The organism is Planktothrix prolifica NIVA-CYA 540 (assembly GCF_963864145.1).
GTDB lineage: Bacteria > Cyanobacteriota > Cyanobacteriia > Cyanobacteriales > Microcoleaceae > Planktothrix > Planktothrix agardhii.
The window spans coordinates 3,208,957-3,225,444 of the sequence record NZ_CAWLTW010000001.1 but is presented as its reverse complement, the minus strand read 5'-3'; the positions used below and the strand labels follow the sequence as shown (position 1 = coordinate 3,225,444).

Annotated in this window: 15 protein-coding genes; 10 read left to right on the top strand and 5 right to left on the bottom strand. The window is 39.4% G+C overall.

Annotated elements, in window-relative coordinates; genetic code table 11:
* Positions 1–6: 6 nt before the first annotated feature.
* From AC559H_RS14345 to AC559H_RS14335, 3 genes are all read left to right on the top strand, one after another.
* Positions 7–666, top strand: a complete 660-nt coding sequence (locus AC559H_RS14345; RefSeq protein ID WP_237746365.1) for a methyltransferase domain-containing protein — start codon at positions 7–9, stop codon at positions 664–666.
* A 69-nt stretch (positions 667–735) separates the two neighbouring features.
* On the top strand, positions 736–1,419 hold the full coding sequence (locus AC559H_RS14340) for a HEAT repeat domain-containing protein (RefSeq protein WP_026795812.1): 684 nt from the start codon (positions 736–738) through the stop codon (positions 1,417–1,419).
* Positions 1,420–1,543: 124 nt separating this feature from the next.
* Positions 1,544–2,848, top strand: a complete 1,305-nt coding sequence (locus tag AC559H_RS14335) for an LCP family protein (protein ID WP_026795811.1) — start codon at positions 1,544–1,546, stop codon at positions 2,846–2,848.
* Between the two features lie 52 nt (positions 2,849–2,900).
* Here AC559H_RS14335 and egtD read toward each other — a convergent pair whose 3' ends face one another.
* Positions 2,901–3,929, bottom strand: a complete 1,029-nt coding sequence (gene egtD, locus AC559H_RS14330; RefSeq protein WP_026785584.1) for an L-histidine N(alpha)-methyltransferase — start codon at positions 3,927–3,929, stop codon at positions 2,901–2,903.
* Positions 3,930–4,055: 126 nt separating this feature from the next.
* Here egtD and gatB point away from each other — a divergent pair, with 126 nt between their 5' ends.
* On the top strand, positions 4,056–5,540 hold the full coding sequence (gene gatB, locus AC559H_RS14325; protein ID WP_026785585.1) for an Asp-tRNA(Asn)/Glu-tRNA(Gln) amidotransferase subunit GatB: 1,485 nt from the start codon (positions 4,056–4,058) through the stop codon (positions 5,538–5,540).
* 179 nt (positions 5,541–5,719) lie between these two features.
* On the opposite strand, the gene AC559H_RS14320 is transcribed toward gatB, so the two are convergent.
* Complete coding sequence (locus AC559H_RS14320; RefSeq protein WP_026785586.1) at positions 5,720–5,971, bottom strand: DUF8620 family protein; 252 nt, start codon at positions 5,969–5,971, stop codon at positions 5,720–5,722.
* 162 nt (positions 5,972–6,133) lie between these two features.
* Between AC559H_RS14320 and AC559H_RS14315 the strand changes: the two genes are divergently transcribed.
* The 3 genes from AC559H_RS14315 to ilvC all read left to right on the top strand — a co-directional run bounded on the left by AC559H_RS14315 (position 6,134) and on the right by ilvC (position 8,805).
* Positions 6,134–6,655 carry a hypothetical protein gene (locus tag AC559H_RS14315; protein WP_026785587.1) on the top strand — a complete coding sequence of 174 codons (522 nt, stop codon included), beginning with the start codon at positions 6,134–6,136 and terminating at the stop codon, positions 6,653–6,655.
* Between the two features lie 273 nt (positions 6,656–6,928).
* Complete coding sequence (locus tag AC559H_RS14310) at positions 6,929–7,687, top strand: CorA family divalent cation transporter (RefSeq protein WP_051319852.1); 759 nt, start codon at positions 6,929–6,931, stop codon at positions 7,685–7,687.
* Between the two features lie 122 nt (positions 7,688–7,809).
* On the top strand, positions 7,810–8,805 hold the full coding sequence (gene ilvC / locus AC559H_RS14305; RefSeq protein WP_026795810.1) for a ketol-acid reductoisomerase: 996 nt from the start codon (positions 7,810–7,812) through the stop codon (positions 8,803–8,805).
* A gap of 41 nt (positions 8,806–8,846) precedes the next feature.
* Here ilvC and AC559H_RS14300 read toward each other — a convergent pair whose 3' ends face one another.
* From AC559H_RS14300 to AC559H_RS14290, 3 genes are all read right to left on the bottom strand, one after another.
* Positions 8,847–9,074 (bottom strand): hypothetical protein, encoded by a 228-nt coding sequence (locus tag AC559H_RS14300; RefSeq protein WP_026795809.1) that lies wholly within the window; start codon positions 9,072–9,074, stop codon positions 8,847–8,849.
* Positions 9,075–9,256: 182 nt separating this feature from the next.
* On the bottom strand, positions 9,257–10,933 hold the full coding sequence (locus AC559H_RS14295) for an alpha/beta hydrolase (protein WP_051319853.1): 1,677 nt from the start codon (positions 10,931–10,933) through the stop codon (positions 9,257–9,259).
* Between the two features lie 40 nt (positions 10,934–10,973).
* Positions 10,974–12,383: an amidase gene (locus AC559H_RS14290; protein WP_026795807.1), complete on the bottom strand. Its 1,410-nt coding sequence runs from the start codon at positions 12,381–12,383 to the stop codon at positions 10,974–10,976.
* Positions 12,384–12,601: 218 nt separating this feature from the next.
* Here AC559H_RS14290 and AC559H_RS14285 point away from each other — a divergent pair, with 218 nt between their 5' ends.
* The 3 genes from AC559H_RS14285 to hsdR all read left to right on the top strand — a co-directional run.
* On the top strand, positions 12,602–13,849 hold the full coding sequence (locus AC559H_RS14285) for a type IV pilus twitching motility protein PilT (protein WP_026785592.1): 1,248 nt from the start codon (positions 12,602–12,604) through the stop codon (positions 13,847–13,849).
* Positions 13,850–13,941: 92 nt separating this feature from the next.
* Complete coding sequence (locus AC559H_RS14280; RefSeq protein WP_026795806.1) at positions 13,942–14,757, top strand: circadian clock KaiB family protein; 816 nt, start codon at positions 13,942–13,944, stop codon at positions 14,755–14,757.
* A 54-nt stretch (positions 14,758–14,811) separates the two neighbouring features.
* A partial coding sequence (gene hsdR, locus AC559H_RS14275) for an EcoAI/FtnUII family type I restriction enzme subunit R (RefSeq protein WP_202806340.1) occupies positions 14,812–16,488 on the top strand: 1,677 nt, incomplete at its 3' end.

The following is a 16,488-nucleotide window of genomic DNA, read 5'->3' as shown; positions in this document are numbered from 1 at the left end:
AATAGAATGGTTATGATTGTATCTGTTAATGAACGCAATTTTTGGGAAGAACGCTATCAACAGGGAACCACCGCCTGGGACTTAGGAGAACCCGCCCCACCGTTTATTACGTTTTTGCAATCTTCTGAGGCTTCACCCCCAGGGAAAACGGCGGTTTTAGGCTGTGGACGGGGTTATGATGCCCTATTATTTGCCAGTTATGGTTTTGAGGTTATTGGGTTTGATTTTGCGGATTCTGCGATTCAAGACGCATTAAACTATCAACAATTATTAATCAATCAATCGTCAATTATCAAGGGATATGGAGAATATTTACCGACTTCAGCAAAATTTTTAAAACATGATATTTTTGACTTACCCCAGGAGTTTTTGGGACAGTTTGATTATGTAATTGAACATACTTGTTTTTGTGCAATTTCCCCAGATCAACGCCCTAATTATGTCAATTTAGTTGAGTCAATTATGAAACCCAATGGGCAATTATTCGGGTTGTTTTTTACCCATTCCCGTGCCGGAGGGCCACCTTTTGGGATTACTCCGGCGGAGATTCGACAGTATTTTCAAGGGAAATTTCAGATTCTTTCCCTGCATCCGGTGACTGAATCAACCCCCAGCCGTCAAGGAGAAGAACATTGGGGACATTTTATGGCACATCAAAAATTCTAGCAATTAATTCTGCAAATTTTTTCTAACCTGGCTATAATAAGTAAAGATTTAGTTAAACCTGATTTACAAATGAGTCAACCGTTGAATTTAGAAAATATTGCCGATCAGCTAGATAGCAAAAATTTACGAGATCGTCTATTAGCCTTAGCTTCTTTGCGAAATGTTCCTCCAGAAGATGCTGTTCCTTTAATTAAAAGAGTGCTCAATGATGAAAGTTTACAAGTGCGATCAATGGCAATTTTTGCCCTGGGAATTAAACCTACAGAAGAATGCTATTTCCTGTTGGTAAAAATATTAGAAAATGACCCTGATTATGGGGCGAGAGCCGATGCAGCAGGTGCCTTGGGTTATTTGGGAGATATTCGGGCATTTGAACCTTTAGTTAGAGCTTTTTATGAGGATACAGATTGGCTAGTTAGATTTAGTGCAGCCGTCTCCCTCGGAAACCTCAAAGATATTCGCGCCCGGGATGTTTTGTTAGCTGCATTAGAGAGTGATGAAGTGATTTTACATCAAGCTGCAATTGCTGCGATCGGAGAAATTAAAGATGTTGAATCTATTGATAAAATTCTGCGATTTGCCCAAGCTGAAGATTGGTTAGTTCGGCAAAGATTAGCCGAAGCCTTGGGGAATTTAGTCACACCCAAAAGCCTTTCTGCTTTAAATTATTTAGCCAAAGATAATCATTCCCATGTAGCTGAATCCGCTAAAATTTCTATAGAGCGGCTACAGGAAGCGGGATTAAAACCTTAAGAATTTGATCAATAGGGTATGGAGAATATCAGAGTTGATTCAATTGTCTTGACAAATTAACCTAACTGTTAGACGATAGGGTTTTAGTTTCTGGGTTTCAATAAAAAGCTATCCCTAAATCAGCATGACTTCTCCCTTCCCTTCGCGTAAAAAGCCTAAAGTTCTGCAACTATTATTTTTTAGTTTTATTGTTTTATTCTTAGCAAGTACCTCGGCAATTTTAGGCGCGGTGACGGCTTTATTAGCTCCTGAAAAATTTGATTTTACTGAGCCAGAATCAAATATTTTAGATGGACTCTGGCAACATCGGTTTAAATATAGTTTGTCTCGTCCGGTTAATATTTTAGTCCTGGGAATTGATGGAAGTCCCCACAGTTCTACCTCCTCTCCCGATCTATTTAAAGGTCGTAGTGATACGGTTTTATTTGTCAATTTTCAACCTCAAGATAAATCAGTTAGTTTGTTATCTATTCCCCGAGATACTCAAGTCCAAATTCCAGGTTATGGTACGGGAAAAATTAATGAAGCTAACTATTGGGGTGGCCCTAAATTAGCAAAGGAAGTGGTTCAAACTATTTTAAATAAAGTTGAAATTAACCGTTATGTGCGGGTGAGTAGTGGTGCTTTTCGAGAACTAGTTAATTTTTTAGGAGGAGTGGAAGTATATATTCCTCAACCTATGTCTTATCAGGATAAAACTCAAAAATTAGAGATTAATTTGGCTCCCGGTTGGCAAACTATTAATGGTGAACAAGCGGATCAATTTGTGCGGTTTCGAGGCGATGGTTATGGAGATTTAGGGCGGGTACAGCGTCAACAAGCCTTAATGGAAGCAATTTTAGTTCGACTGAAAGATCCGACGGTTTTACCCCGTGTTCCTGAAATTATTCGGATTATGCAAAAATATATTGATACTAATTTAAGTTTTGAAGAAATTTTAACCTTAGTTAATTTTGGGTTAAATCTGGAATCTCAAAATTTTAAAATGGTAATGTTACCCGGTCGTTCTAGTTCGGAGGAATATTCTAATAGTAGTTACTGGTTAGTGGATGAACGGGGACGCGATCGGGTCATGTATCAATATTTTCGGTTGGATTCCACCGGATATACCTTAAAAAGTGCCTATGAACCTTCTGCTTATGAAACTTTATCTAAGGATTTAAAAATTGCGATTCAAAATACTTCTAGTCATCCCAAAGCAGCGGAGAAAATGCTAGATTTTCTATATAATCAAGGGTTTAATCAAGTTTATTTAGCCCCGATTGAAAAAACTCAACAACTAAAAACAGAAATTATTATTCAAGGCGGAGATTTAGGGGCAGCTAAACTGATGCAAAAAAACCTCGGTTTAGGTGAGCTTAAATCCTCAGCAACGGGTGATATGGGGTCGGATTTAACTATTAGAGTTGGAGAAGATTGGATCAAATAAAATTATCCAAGGGAGATTTTTAAATTCAATTCTCCCCTGAAATTACCCTATCTTAAACGGTTTGTAATTGACACAAAATCAAACCAAACCATTGATTTTCGTCCGTCCAATTCTTGATGGAAACTAAGCCTAAATCCTCTAATTCCGCTTGAATTTTTTCCAGTTCAAACTTGCGAGAGATTTCCGTATGAATAGTTTCTCCTTGGGTAAATTCAATGGCTAAATTGAGCTTTTTGAGTTCAACAGTTTGCGATCGCAAACTTTTTAAGTGCATTTCAATTTGATGTTCGGTTTGATTGTAAAATGCCAAATGTTCAAATTGCTCTAAGTTAAAATTCCCTTCAAACAGATGGTTTAAATGTCGTAACATATTCAAGTTGAATGCCGCCGTTACCCCTTGACTATCATCATAAGCGGGTTCTAAAATTGATTTAGATTTGTGTAAATCAACCCCCAATAAAAAATAATCTCCAGGTTGCAAAGCTTCGACAATATGGGAAAAGAAAACATGGCATTCTTCCGGTTTCAAATTTCCCAAGCTACTGCCAATAAACCCAATCATTCGAGCAGGTAAGGGGGAAGGATTGAGATGTTTTAAAGCTGTCTCATAGGTGCTAACAATTCCATGAATATTCAGCTTCGGGTAATCTTTGAGCAGATTATAGGCACTTTCTTCTAAAATTCCGCCACTAATATCAATGGGTAAATAATGAAGTGGATGACCTAATTCTTGATAAGCGTCTAATAGAATTCGAGTTTTTGTAGAACTCCCACTTCCTAATTCTACAAGTTCGCAATAGCCTGTTAAATTGGCAATTTCTGAGGCATAATCTTGTAAAATCTTTGCTTCTGTGCGGGTTACATAATATTCGGGTAACTCACAAATTTTTTCAAACAATAATGATCCTCGATCATCATAAAAATATTTAGGTGGTAAGGTTTTTGGGGTTTGGGTTAACCCATTAATCACATCATCTCCCGCAGCAACGGGACATTTTTCTCGAAAAGTGTCAATCTTTAACCGAGGGCTAACCCTCGTGTACTTGTCTGGTGATAAGACGGTAGAATTAGAAATTACCATGATCAAACATACAAATTCAGCTTAAGATAGACATCATACTGTGTCTTGTTTGGATAAAATATTACAATTTGTTTAAGATTGCGATACAATAGAGGATAGTTGTTGAAAAAATTCTGATGGATGTCTATGACTGCTACTGCAAATGTTAAAACGGAGTACGAAGCGATTATTGGGTTAGAAACCCATTGTCAATTGAATACCGAAACCAAGATTTTCTCGAATTCTTCCACGAAATTTGGGGCTGATCCTAATATGAATATTGATCCGATTTGTATGGGATTACCCGGTGTCCTCCCGGTATTAAATGAAAAAGTCTTAGAATATGCCGTAAAAGCCGGGTTAGCCCTGAATTGTGCAATTGCTCCTTACAGTAAATTTGATCGCAAACAATATTTTTATCCTGATTTGCCTAAAAATTATCAAATTTCTCAATATGATTTACCCATTGCCATAAATGGTCATTTAGAAATAGAAATTGTCGATGAAGATGGCAGTGCAACTCGCAAAACTATTGGAATTACTCGCTTACATATCGAAGAAGATGCCGGAAAATTAGTTCATGGTGGAAGCGATCGCCTTTCCGGTTCCACCTATTCTATGGTTGATTATAATCGGGCGGGAATTGCTTTAGCTGAAATTGTCTCTGAACCCGATATTCGTTCGGGACAAGAAGCGGCCGAATATGCCCAAGAAGTGCGTCGAATTGTGCGTTATTTGGGCGTGAGTGATGGCAATATGCAGGAAGGTTCGCTACGATGTGATGTGAATATTTCCGTGCGTCCGGTGGGACAAAAAGAGTTCGGAACTAAAGTTGAAATCAAAAATATGAACTCTTTTAGTGCGATCCAACGGGCGATTGATCATGAAATCGAACGGCAAATTAAGGCAATTGAAACCGGGGAAAAAATTGTTCAAGAAACCCGGTTATGGGAAGAAGGAAGTCAACGGACAATTAGTATGCGAAAAAAAGAAGGAGCAAGCGATTATCGCTATTTTCCTGAACCCGATCTTCCACCGATTCAAGTATCTGCTGAACAACTCAAAACCTGGAAATCTCAATTACCTGAACTTCCAGTAGAAAAACGTCATCGCTATGAATCAGAATTAGGATTATCCCCCTACGATACTCGTATATTAACGGATGATCACCCGATTTCTGAATATTTTGAAGCCACAATTGCCGCCGGAGCTAATATTAAACAAGCGGTAAATTGGATTATTGGTGATATTACAGCCCATCTCAAAAATGAAAAATGCAGTGTTACTGAGGTCGCTTTAAAACCGGAAGGATTAGCGGAATTAATTGGTTTAATTGAATCTGGAACAATTAGCGGTAAAATTGCTAAGGATTTATTACCAGAATTGTTAACTCAAGGCGGATCTCCTAAAGCATTAGTTGAAATAAAAGGATTAATTCAATTATCCGATCCTAAAGCATTAGCAGAAATTATTGATCAAGTTTTGGTAGAAAATCCCAAGGAATTAGAACAATATCACGCCGGAAAAACCAAACTCCAAGGATTTTTTGTTGGTCAAATTATGAAAAAAACCGGAGGACGGGCTGACCCTAAACTCACGAATCAACTATTAGGAGAAAAACTCAAAAAATAAATATATTCCTCTGGTTCCAATGCTCTGCATTGGAATCCTAATTTTGAGGCTCTGCCTCAAATAATAGGAGGCGGAGCCTCCATTAAGAGCATTTCTAGGTAGAACCTAGAAACGAGATCAACGAGATAATTTATTCAGGTTGGGTTTTACGAATTATGAACCCAACCTGAATTGTCAGATTAATCAGATTTAGGACTAAAAAATAATTGGTTAACCTTACTAATTACCCAACTCAAAATCGCCCCACCCATTAAAATTCCAATCGCTGGAGTAAATACAGGTTCCCAAAGTTTATACCATAAATCCAAACCCAGATTGAGTTTAAAAGAATTGCCTAAAACCGCAACGACCAACCAAAAAAAACTGAATAATACAAAAAAAACATTTGCCACTAAAACTAGATTTAACCATTTAATCAACTGTTCTTTCATAGTTCAAACTCAATAAAAATTATGTCAATCTATTTGATCTTGATTATATTTTAAGGGTTAGCGGGATTTTTTTGCAAATATTAACTCAAAATTTGTAGACAAACTTAACCTAATCTTTGTTACAATAGATCCTAGCAGTTATAGTAGGCAGTCTGTGTTAATATGGTTCGCTACACCCTAGCTCAAAGTCCCGAAATCGTTCTTACTGTCCGAGGCAAAGATTCATCTCAAGCCCGGGAGAAAGCGATGGACAAACTGATGGAATTGATGGATACTGGGAAACTACCAACGGAATTAGAAGAAGGCTTTAGTCCCCAACAGTTTATCGAAGTTAAAGAACCCGATGATAGTCCCTTAGAAGAAGAAGATGCCATTTCCGAGGCGGTGCAAATTCTGAGTAATTTGGCTTCTTTGAAATTGAAGGTGATGGAATCAAAAGAAGAAGCCCTAAAAGTGCGAGAATCTATTGATATTCTGTTCACAGATCAACCAGTGACGGTGGAAGAAATCACCGATTTAAAAGACGGCTTTAAGGTATTAAAAAATTTCGCTGTTTCTAATCTTAGATATCGAGAAGCTAGGGGCAAAGCAGAAGAAGCTAGAGCCATTTTAGATGAAGCATTAAAGTCTTCTGAACCCGAACCAAAACCAGATAATTCTCAGGGAAAAAAAGATAAAAAATAACTTTAAAATAGGTAATGGGGAATAGGCAATGGGCAATGGTGATGAATTTTTCGAGTATTTTAATAAGAGCAGTAATCATTATTCCCTCTTTTCCTAAAACCCATTACCTATCAAGGATTAAACAGGATTACGCAGATTAAAATCCGTGAAATCCGTGAAATCCTCTTAAATCCGCATCACGGATTAAACGGATTACGCAGATTAACGCAGATTAAAATCCGTGAAATCCGTGAAATCCTCTTAAATCCGTGATCCCTATTACCTCTTTTCCTTATGAAATTACCTCTAACTTGGAATCTTCCCGTCACAATTTCTAATCGCTTAGGTCAAAAAAGTTTTGGTAAACAACGGGCAATTGTAGCAGAAGATCATTTATTATTAGTATTACACAAAGCTCCAGAAACAGGCGATCGCGATCGAGATGCCGTATTATTTTGGCGAAAACCCGATGGTCGTTGGGAATGTAGTAAGGGCGGTGTGGCACTGCAACAATTAACCAATCATATTAAAGAGTATAATTCCGCCGAAGAAGAATTAAATCAATTCTATAAAATTGCTAAAACTGCCGAAGATTATTTTACACTCTTAGAAGCGATTACCCCCCTACAGTTAGCAATAGAAAACCTGCACGCTACCTTACAAACTGCTAGAGAAGCCATCCCTCAAGATCGAGATTTAATTGATTTCAGAGATGGGGCCTATGAAATTGAACGCACTTTAGATATTCTTTATACTAACACAAAAAATGCTCTGGATTTCAAAGTTGCTAAAGAAACAGAATCCGCAACTAAAGCCGCCCATCGCCTGAATACTTTAGCCTCAATTTTCTTACCCCTAACGGCGATTTCCTGTGTATTTGGAATGAACTTAACCAGTGGTCTTGAATCCCAATCTATCCTAATATTTTGGGTGATTTCTTTAGCAGGAATCTGGTTAGGATTAATAGTCAGACAATGGGTGCTTACCGGAAGAATTTCTAAATTAAGTTTTAATAAATTAGCAATAGATTTAAAACGAGGATTGCCAGATTAGACCGATGTTTCCACACCAACCCCTGACTGTGATCCCAAAATGGTGTTACCGCTTGCGATCAGTTTTTATGATAAGATGGAAGTTTTGTATACACAAGCAATAAGCACCAAAGGAGAAGCCAGATGGCTCGAATGTATTATGATGCCGATGCCAATTTAGATATTTTGGCGGACAAAACTATTGCAATTATTGGTTATGGCTCCCAAGGTCATGCCCATGCCCTGAATTTAAAAGATAGTGGCTTGAATGTAATTGTCGGGCTATATCCTGGCAGTAAATCAGCTATCAAAGCCAAAGACGCAGGTTTAACCGTGCATAGTGTGGAAGACGCGGCGAAGGCTGCTGATTTCATTATGATTCTGCTACCTGATGAAGTACAAAAAACTGTTTATAAAAACGAAATTGAACCCTATTTAACCGAAGGCAAAACCTTAGCATTTGCCCATGGTTTTAATATTCACTTTGGTCAAGTTGTCCCCCCTTCTAATGTCGATGTGGTGATGGTAGCACCCAAAGGCCCAGGGCATTTAGTCCGTCGCACCTACGAACAGGGCCAAGGAGTTCCCGCCCTATTTGCAGTATATCAAGATGCCTCTGGACAGGCCCGTGACCGGGCAATGGCCTATGCTAAAGGTATTGGTGGCACACGCGGTGGCGTTTTAGAAACTACATTCCGTGAAGAAACCGAAACCGACCTATTTGGTGAACAGGCGGTTTTATGTGGTGGTTTAAGTGCTTTAATTAAAGCTGGATTTGAAACCTTAGTTGAAGCGGGTTATCAACCGGAATTGGCTTATTTTGAATGTTTACACGAAGTTAAATTAATCGTAGATTTAGTCGTGGAAGGCGGTTTAGCCAAAATGCGCGATAGTATTTCTAATACGGCTGAATATGGAGATTATACCCGCGGCCCTCGGATTGTTACCGACGAAACCCGCGCCGAAATGCGGAAAATTCTCAGCGAAATTCAGTCCGGTCAATTTGCTAGAGATTTTGTCTTAGAAAATCAAGCTGGAAAACCCGGTTTCATCGCCATGCGTCGTCAAGAAGCCGAACATCCCATCGAAGAAGTGGGTAAAGACTTACGCGCTATGTTTAGTTGGATGAAGAAGGATTAGTGCTGTGTAGAGACGTGCCATGGCACGTCTCTACGCCATGGCTATTTTGTCCCCTGACCTGGCTGATCAAGTTTTTGAATTTCCTTCTCTCGTTCTTGGTTAGTATCTTTAGGCTTTAACCATTTTGGCCATAAACCCACAACAAATTGACGACTGGTTTTACTCGCTTCTCTGGCGGGTTTGGGTAAAAATTTGAACGTATCACCAGAGGAAATAAACAGAACAATTAAGGCGACGGCGCCCCAGCCTAGAATTTTTTTAGGAGTCATAAGCGATTTTTAAGATAGAGATATTATGGGATTTTATTGTAATCAGACTTGAAAGGTTTGTACATCTAAATCAATCAATATCAAGAAATCCCTTAATTGTTGCTGCTAAGGCCATAACACCCTAATAAGAGTGCGCTCAAGCGCAACAACGGAGTTTTTCAACTTAATTACAATTATACCCGTTAATACTGAGTTTTTAATAGTTCCTCAATGAAAACTTGAGTTTCCGGGGGAATATCCTTAATTAAACGCACGGGAAAAGCAGGAGTTGAGATATATCGATAATATTCTGGAGTCAGGAATACCTGATATTTTTCGGCTTCGGGAGTTAGTTGGGCTGCGGTTGCTAAAACAATAGTTTTAGCGTAATTCTTAACATCTTTTGAGGCATCTCCGATGACTTCACCGCCGGAAATGGGAGTTACAGGAATCCAGCTTTGATCCCCAATAGTTCCAGGATCTCTAACGCTTAAATGGGTTGCACCGACCACCCCTAATAATAATTTTTCCGTGGGAATTTGGGGAAAAATAGCAATTTGTTCGGGTAAAGCAGGAGTAACTTTATCGGATGATTGTGTTAAAATTACAGTAGGAACTTGAACTTTATTTAATCCTGTTTTTCCGAATATAACTGAAGCAGTGGGGGCAAAGGCTATCGCCCGTTTAATTCGCGGATCACTAAATCTATAGCGATCATTCGGGAGTTCTGCGGCTAAACATTGGGTGGCTTTTCCTAAACTAAAGGTGATAAAACTCTGATCACAATTTTTCCTTAATTGATCAATTTGGAACTCTCCCCCAGCTAAAGCTAAAGCCGTTGCTCCTCCAAAAGAATATCCAAATACTAAAGTATTATTAGTATTAAATTTACCTTTAAATCTGGGATCACTAAGATTTAATTTTTCTAATTCATTTAAGGTAAAAATCAAATCTTGGGGACGTTCGATAACTTCTGTAGGAGATAAAAACAAATTTTTATTTACAAAAGTCGCATTACTCCCAGGATGTTCAGGAACAATAACAGTATAGCCATGGGAGGCTAAATGTTCCATTAAATAGCGTAATTCTTGATAATCTGAACCCCGACCGTGAGAATAAAGAATTAAAGGTTTATCGGGTGTAGCGGTTGAGGAGGAATAAATATAAACGGGAATATTGCGATCGCGTTGTTTATCGAATAATTCTATGCGAGTAATTTCCACTTTTCCTGGCCCGGGTTGACTCGGATCAAGGGGAATTTTTGGAGCTTGAGGTATGTCACTGGGTAGTTTAGGTAAGACTTCTAAAAGTAACCTTTGAGTTTGCCAAAATCCTTGATTTAATCGTGTTAAAACCGCAAAGGAGCGAGGAAGATCAATCTCAATGGTCGGTAAAGGATAGTTTTCTAAAAAATTAATAACTGATAACCCTTGTTCAGATTTAGCTGAAGATATAATCGCTGTTTTAATGGCGACTCCTCCTTGGGATTTGTCCGCAGAAATAATCGTATCAATATCAGTTAATAATCTAGTTCCCACTTGACTATTAACAATTTCTTCAACGGTTTCATCCTTGATTTTAATTTTAATATTTAATGCCCCCAAAGCCTGTTGCTTTTGTTCGGGCTTTAAAAAGCTAAAATAACCTAATAATCCCACGGGAACTTTCCCCGTTTCCGCAAATTCTTTTAAGTCTTTGACCGAAACCGTCGCATAAATAAATCCCTGTCTAATCACAACGGATTCCGCCGCCCGAAGGGGAAGGGTAAACACAGGAAAACCACTTAAAATAGTAGTTGCGAAAAGACTCAGGGGAAACAACAATTTTTTCCACTGGCGTTTGACGCGCTGTGCAGAAGCAGAAAGTGGAATTTGAACCATAATAATCTAGGTTAAACAATCCCAAAAGTTTAGCATCGAATTATCCGATCGCCATCGGGGGGCGGTGGTGGGAAAAAGGTTGTGCCGATTCAAGTTGGGCAGCTAAAGCGATTAAAGTGGCTTCCGAGGCAGGTTTTCCCACTAACTGCACCCCCAGGGGTAAACCTTCTGGGGTAAATCCGGTGGGAATTGCGATCGCCGGTTGGCCACTAACATTAAACCCGGGACAGGGAGAAATCCATTCCGTAATCCGTTGTAAGGTTTCTGGGGGGGAAAGTTGGGCATATTCTCCCACCCGAATTGCTGGGTGCGTATACGTCGGTAAAACCACCACATCAAAGGCGCTTAAGGTTGCCACAATTTGACGACCGCCGACCTGCATTTTAGATACCGCTTGCAAATATTGTCCGGCGGTAATTTCGCTTGACATTAACCATTGATTCACTGAGCCTAAATACTCCTGGGGAATTCCAGCCGCGGCTACTCCCGATTTCCAAACGGCAATAAACGGTTCCAGAATATCACTAAAATTAAGGTTAATTGGTTCGATTTGATGACCCAATTGTTCAAGGAGATTCACGGTATTTGTCAAGGCTTGTTCACATTCCGGGGAGAGTAAACTGCCGGGTAAAATAGAAGGAGCGATCGCAATTTTTAAAGATTTTGGAGGCTGTTGGGTTGCTGCTAAAAACGAAGGATTCGGATCGCTTATCCAATAGGGATCACCCAAAATATATCCCGACATAATATCAAGTAAAGCCGCGGCATCGGCCACGGTACGGGCCAGGGGGCCATCGGTAGAAATCCCACTTTGGAAGTCCCCCACCGGAGCATGGGAAACTCGCCCCCGAGTCGGTTTAATCCCCACCAAACCACAACAAAAAGCGGGGCCCCGCACCGACCCCCCACCATCTGACCCATGGGCGACCGGGGACAACCCGGCTGCAACAGCCGCCGCAGCCCCTCCACTGGAACCTCCGGGGGTGTAGTCTAAATTCCAAGGGTTACGGGCGGGAGGAAAGCCATCGGGTTCGGTATAGGGTAGGGAACCGATTTCTGAGGTCGCTGTTTTCCCTAAAATATTAAATCCGGCTTGACGAATTCGGCTCACCACTCCATCATCATAGGTGGCAATTCTATCAACTAAAGCTCGTGAACCGTAGGTACAAGCAATTCCAGCAACGGGGTTTAAATCTTTAATCGAAATTGGCACTCCAAAAAAAGGCGGTAAATTGTTAATATCTGAAATCTGGAATAATTGTTCCGTTTGGGTTTTAGCCAATATTAAAGCCCTATCCGCCATCACGGTAAAATAACAACCCAACAGAGGATTTAACCGTTGAATTCGATCTAAATAAAAATTAACTAACTCTAAAGGCGAGATAACTTTGGTGCGAATTAATTGGGCTTGTTCTAAGGCAGAAGTAAAAGCTAAATCCACTGAATTCATAATTATTAACTCAATTAAACTATTGATAAACAACCATTGATTCTGGTTGAAGTTTATCATTATTAAGGAAAAAACCAACAAGAATAGAGCCGAAACACTGTCACGATCAAACTTTTGTGAATATTCTTTGCTGCAATAGAGGATTGGGGGGTAAACTAGGAATATGGGATTTTAATATTTCAGCTAGAATTAATTGTTTCTATTCAAGGTCACGGGATATGACACAATCAGAGCGTCCACCTGTTCCTCGTCCGCCAGTACCAGGCGTTCCACCTCGTCCACCCGCACCCAAAGCACCTCCACCTCCAGGCGCGACCGTTGCTACGGCTCTTTCTGCACCTGCTCAGGCTACGGTGGCGACAACCAGGGTGATGGTCGCACCCAGAAACAAGGGCCCTAGCCCCGGAAATCCTACATTAGTGGATATTGTCAAACTAGCTAATGAGGAGGGAGCTTCGGACGTTCACTTAGGGGTGAATGAGCCACCGCGTTTGCGTAAACGGGGGGATATTGTCCCTTTAGATTGGCCGAACACCGACTTGAATACCTTTATGAGTTGGTTGATGGAGGTATTAAGCGATGAGGAAATTCAGCAATTTCAAGAAAACTTAGACTTTGACGGCGCGGCGGATTTAGGTTTTGTCCGAATTCGGATTAGCATTTTTGACGCTCTCAATGGCCCTTCATTGGTGTTGCGGTTAATTGGTTCGTCGATTTTGACTTTGGAACAGTTGAAGTTACCAGAGGTATTTAAAAAAATCTGTAACTATCACAAAGGATTAATTTTAGTTACTGGGCCAACGGGTTCGGGTAAGTCTACTACCCTAGCGGCAATGATTGACTACATGAACCGGAACTATGCCTATAATATTATTACTATTGAAGACCCGGTAGAATTTGTTCACGAAAGTAAAAAATCCCTGATTAAACACCGAGAAGTCGGACGTCATACCTTGAAGTTTTTTAATGCCCTTAAAGGAGCTTTGCGTCAAGACCCCGATGTCTTACTTGTGGGAGAAATTCGGGATAAAGAATCAATGCAAATCGCCTTAAAAGCAGCACAAACAGGTCACTTAGTCTCTGGAACCTTACACACTAATAGTGCGGTAAAAACCATAACTCGGATTTTAGATATGTTTACCGCCGAGGAACAATCTTCGATTAAAGTCTCTATTTCCGAATCTTTGGTGGCAATTATTGCTCAATTATTATGTAAAACCACCGATGGTAAACGGGCGGCTTTTCACGATGTTCTGATCAATACCGATGTGATTAAGGAATATATCGTGAAAGACAAGTTTGAAGACATCAACCAAATTATGCTTAAAGATACCTATGAAGGGATGACGACTATGAACAAATCTCTTTATAATCTCTACCAAGAAGGACGAATTACTGAGGAGATTTGTTTAGATGTATCTCCCTTCCCCAACGAGATGAGCCAAATGTTGCGCGGACGGGTCTAATAAGATCAGTCATCAGTTATCAGTCATCAGTCATCAGTTATTAGTCATCAGTTATTAGTCTATTACCGTTTACCTACAAATGGAATGATACCTTGAATTTATTTCAATCTACGGTCAATCATTCATTTAAAGCGATCGCTTTATTCACCCCCGGGGGAGATTTAGTCTATTGTATCGATCCGAATAAACAGCGTCGTTGGCATTCTGATCTTTGTATTTATTTACAAGAATTCCTGAGTTTACCTGAACCACCTCATTTTTTAATTCCTTGCTATACCGCTACCTATGATCAATGGGTCAACCCCCAAACCCAGGAGATTCAGTTTTCTGCAGAAGCCTATCCCCCAGTTCTGCAATACCAAACCTTATTAAATACCCTGTTTGATACCGGGGATTTAGTTTGGCAACCTATAAAAAATTCCGAAGAAGTTTGTAACCCTTTAATTATTGCGACTTACTATGAGCAGTTTCCCAAATTGTGGGAAAATCATGATCTAATTGTTCAGGTCAAAAAAAACAATTTGAGTCATGATTTCCCAAGTACCGAAAACCTGTCGGAACCCCAACCTTATACTGTTACACTCAATTTGTCTCCTCAACCCGAACTGAATCAAACTAAAGGCTATATTTTACGGTTATTTGTCTCCGGTCATAGTCTGGTGACAGAAAAAACCCTAAAAACCCTACATCAACTTTTAGAAGGTTCGATTAGTCATCCTTACACTTTAAAAGTGATTGATGTTTTAAAACATCCCGACTTAGCAGAAGCCGACCAAATTTCCGCCACCCCCACCTTAATTAAAGTCTGGCCGAAACCCATCCGTCGAATTGTTGGAGAGTTAAATAATGTTGAGACTATTCTTAAATTATTAGGAAATCCTGCGGATGACTTTCCCGATGAATTTTAACTTTCTGGCTTTTGATTCAAAACCCCAATTAAATTTTTGTCAAAATCAGTAACAATGATGACTAATAAACGAGAGCTTTCAGAACAGGATATTTGTACACAGTATATTTTACCTGCTTTGGTTCGAGCGGGGTGGGATATTAGTAAGCAAGTCCGAGAACAGGTTTATTTTACCGATGGTCGAATTTATGTTAAAGGGAATCTAACCAAAAGGGGTGAGGCTAAAAAGGCTGATTATATTCTTTATTATAAACCGAATATACCGATTGCTGTAATTGAAGCTAAAAAAAATATTTATCCTCTTGGTGCTGGTATGCAGCAGGCTTTAAACTATGCAGATATTTTAGATTTACCTGTCGCTTTTAGTTCTAATGGAGATGGTTTTTTAGAACATGATAAATCGGGATTTTCTAGTTTGATTGAGCGAGAATTAAGCCTTGATAATTTTCCGAGTCCTGATCAACTTTGGCAAAAATACAAGAAATTTAAGCAGCTTGAAACCCCAGAAGCCGAAGAAATAGCCAGCTTTGATTACTTTTTTGATTCTCAAGGTCGCCAACCGCGCTATTATCAGCAGATTGCGATTAATCGGACTGTAGAAGCGATCGCAAAAGGTCAGAATCGCTTACTATTAGTGATGGCAACTGGTTCAGGTAAGACTTACACAGCTTTCCAGATTATTTATCGGCTATGGAAAAATGGCATCAAAAAACGAATTTTATTTTTAGCCGATCGCACATCTTTAATTAGTCAGACAAAACGCGGTGATTTTAAGCATTTTAAAAATAAAATGACAGTAATTAAAAATAAAGTAATTGATACCGCGTTTGAAATCTATTTATCCTTGTATCAGGGTTTGGTTAATTATGATGATGAAGATGCTGATGCTTATCGAGAATTTAGCCGCGATTTTTTTGATTTAGTTATAGTTGATGAATGTCATCGAGGTAGCGCCGCCGATGATAGTAAATGGCGAGAGATTTTAGAGTATTTTAGTTCAGCAACTCAAATCGGATTAACGGCTACCCCAAAGGAAACTAAGGAAGTTTCTAATATTGAATATTTTGCCGATCCGATTTATACTTATTCTCTCAAACAAGGAATTGATGATGGTTTTCTCGCACCCTATAAGGTGATTCGCGTGGGTTTAAATATTGATTTAGAAGGATATCGCCCCGAAGCGGGTAAGCTAGATAAATCAGGGTATTTAGTCGAGGATCGGATTTATAATTCCAAGGATTTTGACCGGAATTTAGTCATTGATGAAAGGACGCAAACTGTGGCTAAAAGAGTGATGGATTTTTTGCGACTAACAGATGTTTACTCAAAGACAATTATTTTTTGTGTTGATGTAGAACACGCGGAGAGAATGCGACAAGCTATTAGTAATGAAGCCGGAGATTTAGTTAGAGAAAATTATAAATATGTTATGCGAATTACTGGAGAAGATAAGGAAGGTAAACTGGAATTAGATAACTTTATTAATCCAGAAGAACGTTATCCGGTGATTGCGACAACTTCTAAATTAATGACGACGGGGGTTGATGCTCAAACCTGTAAATTGATTGTACTAGATTCTAATATTCAATCACCCACAGAGTTTAAACAAATTATTGGACGTGGAACCAGAATTAATGAACAATTTGATAAGCGATTTTTCACTATTATGGATTTTAGAAATGTGACGGATCTATTTTCGGATCGTACCTTTGATGGCGATCCGGTGATGATT

What these genes read in the sequence shown, in the direction of transcription:
- AC559H_RS14315 (WP_026785587.1), top strand. Translation starts at nt 6,134, where the DNA reads ATGGTTCGCTACACCCTAGCTCAAAGTCCCGAAATCGTTCTTACTGTC.
- AC559H_RS14345 (WP_237746365.1), top strand. Translation starts at nt 7, where the DNA reads ATGGTTATGATTGTATCTGTTAATGAACGCAATTTTTGGGAAGAACGC.
- AC559H_RS14310 (WP_051319852.1), top strand. Translation starts at nt 6,929, where the DNA reads ATGAAATTACCTCTAACTTGGAATCTTCCCGTCACAATTTCTAATCGC.
- AC559H_RS14335 (WP_026795811.1), top strand. Translation starts at nt 1,544, where the DNA reads ATGACTTCTCCCTTCCCTTCGCGTAAAAAGCCTAAAGTTCTGCAACTA.
- AC559H_RS14295 (WP_051319853.1), bottom strand. Translation starts at nt 10,933, where the DNA reads ATGGTTCAAATTCCACTTTCTGCTTCTGCACAGCGCGTCAAACGCCAG.
- ilvC (WP_026795810.1), top strand. Translation starts at nt 7,810, where the DNA reads ATGGCTCGAATGTATTATGATGCCGATGCCAATTTAGATATTTTGGCG.
- egtD (WP_026785584.1), bottom strand. Translation starts at nt 3,929, where the DNA reads ATGGTAATTTCTAATTCTACCGTCTTATCACCAGACAAGTACACGAGG.
- gatB (WP_026785585.1), top strand. Translation starts at nt 4,056, where the DNA reads ATGACTGCTACTGCAAATGTTAAAACGGAGTACGAAGCGATTATTGGG.
- AC559H_RS14340 (WP_026795812.1), top strand. Translation starts at nt 736, where the DNA reads ATGAGTCAACCGTTGAATTTAGAAAATATTGCCGATCAGCTAGATAGC.
- AC559H_RS14320 (WP_026785586.1), bottom strand. Translation starts at nt 5,971, where the DNA reads ATGAAAGAACAGTTGATTAAATGGTTAAATCTAGTTTTAGTGGCAAAT.
- AC559H_RS14290 (WP_026795807.1), bottom strand. Translation starts at nt 12,383, where the DNA reads ATGAATTCAGTGGATTTAGCTTTTACTTCTGCCTTAGAACAAGCCCAA.
- AC559H_RS14300 (WP_026795809.1), bottom strand. Translation starts at nt 9,074, where the DNA reads ATGACTCCTAAAAAAATTCTAGGCTGGGGCGCCGTCGCCTTAATTGTT.
- AC559H_RS14285 (WP_026785592.1), top strand. Translation starts at nt 12,602, where the DNA reads ATGACACAATCAGAGCGTCCACCTGTTCCTCGTCCGCCAGTACCAGGC.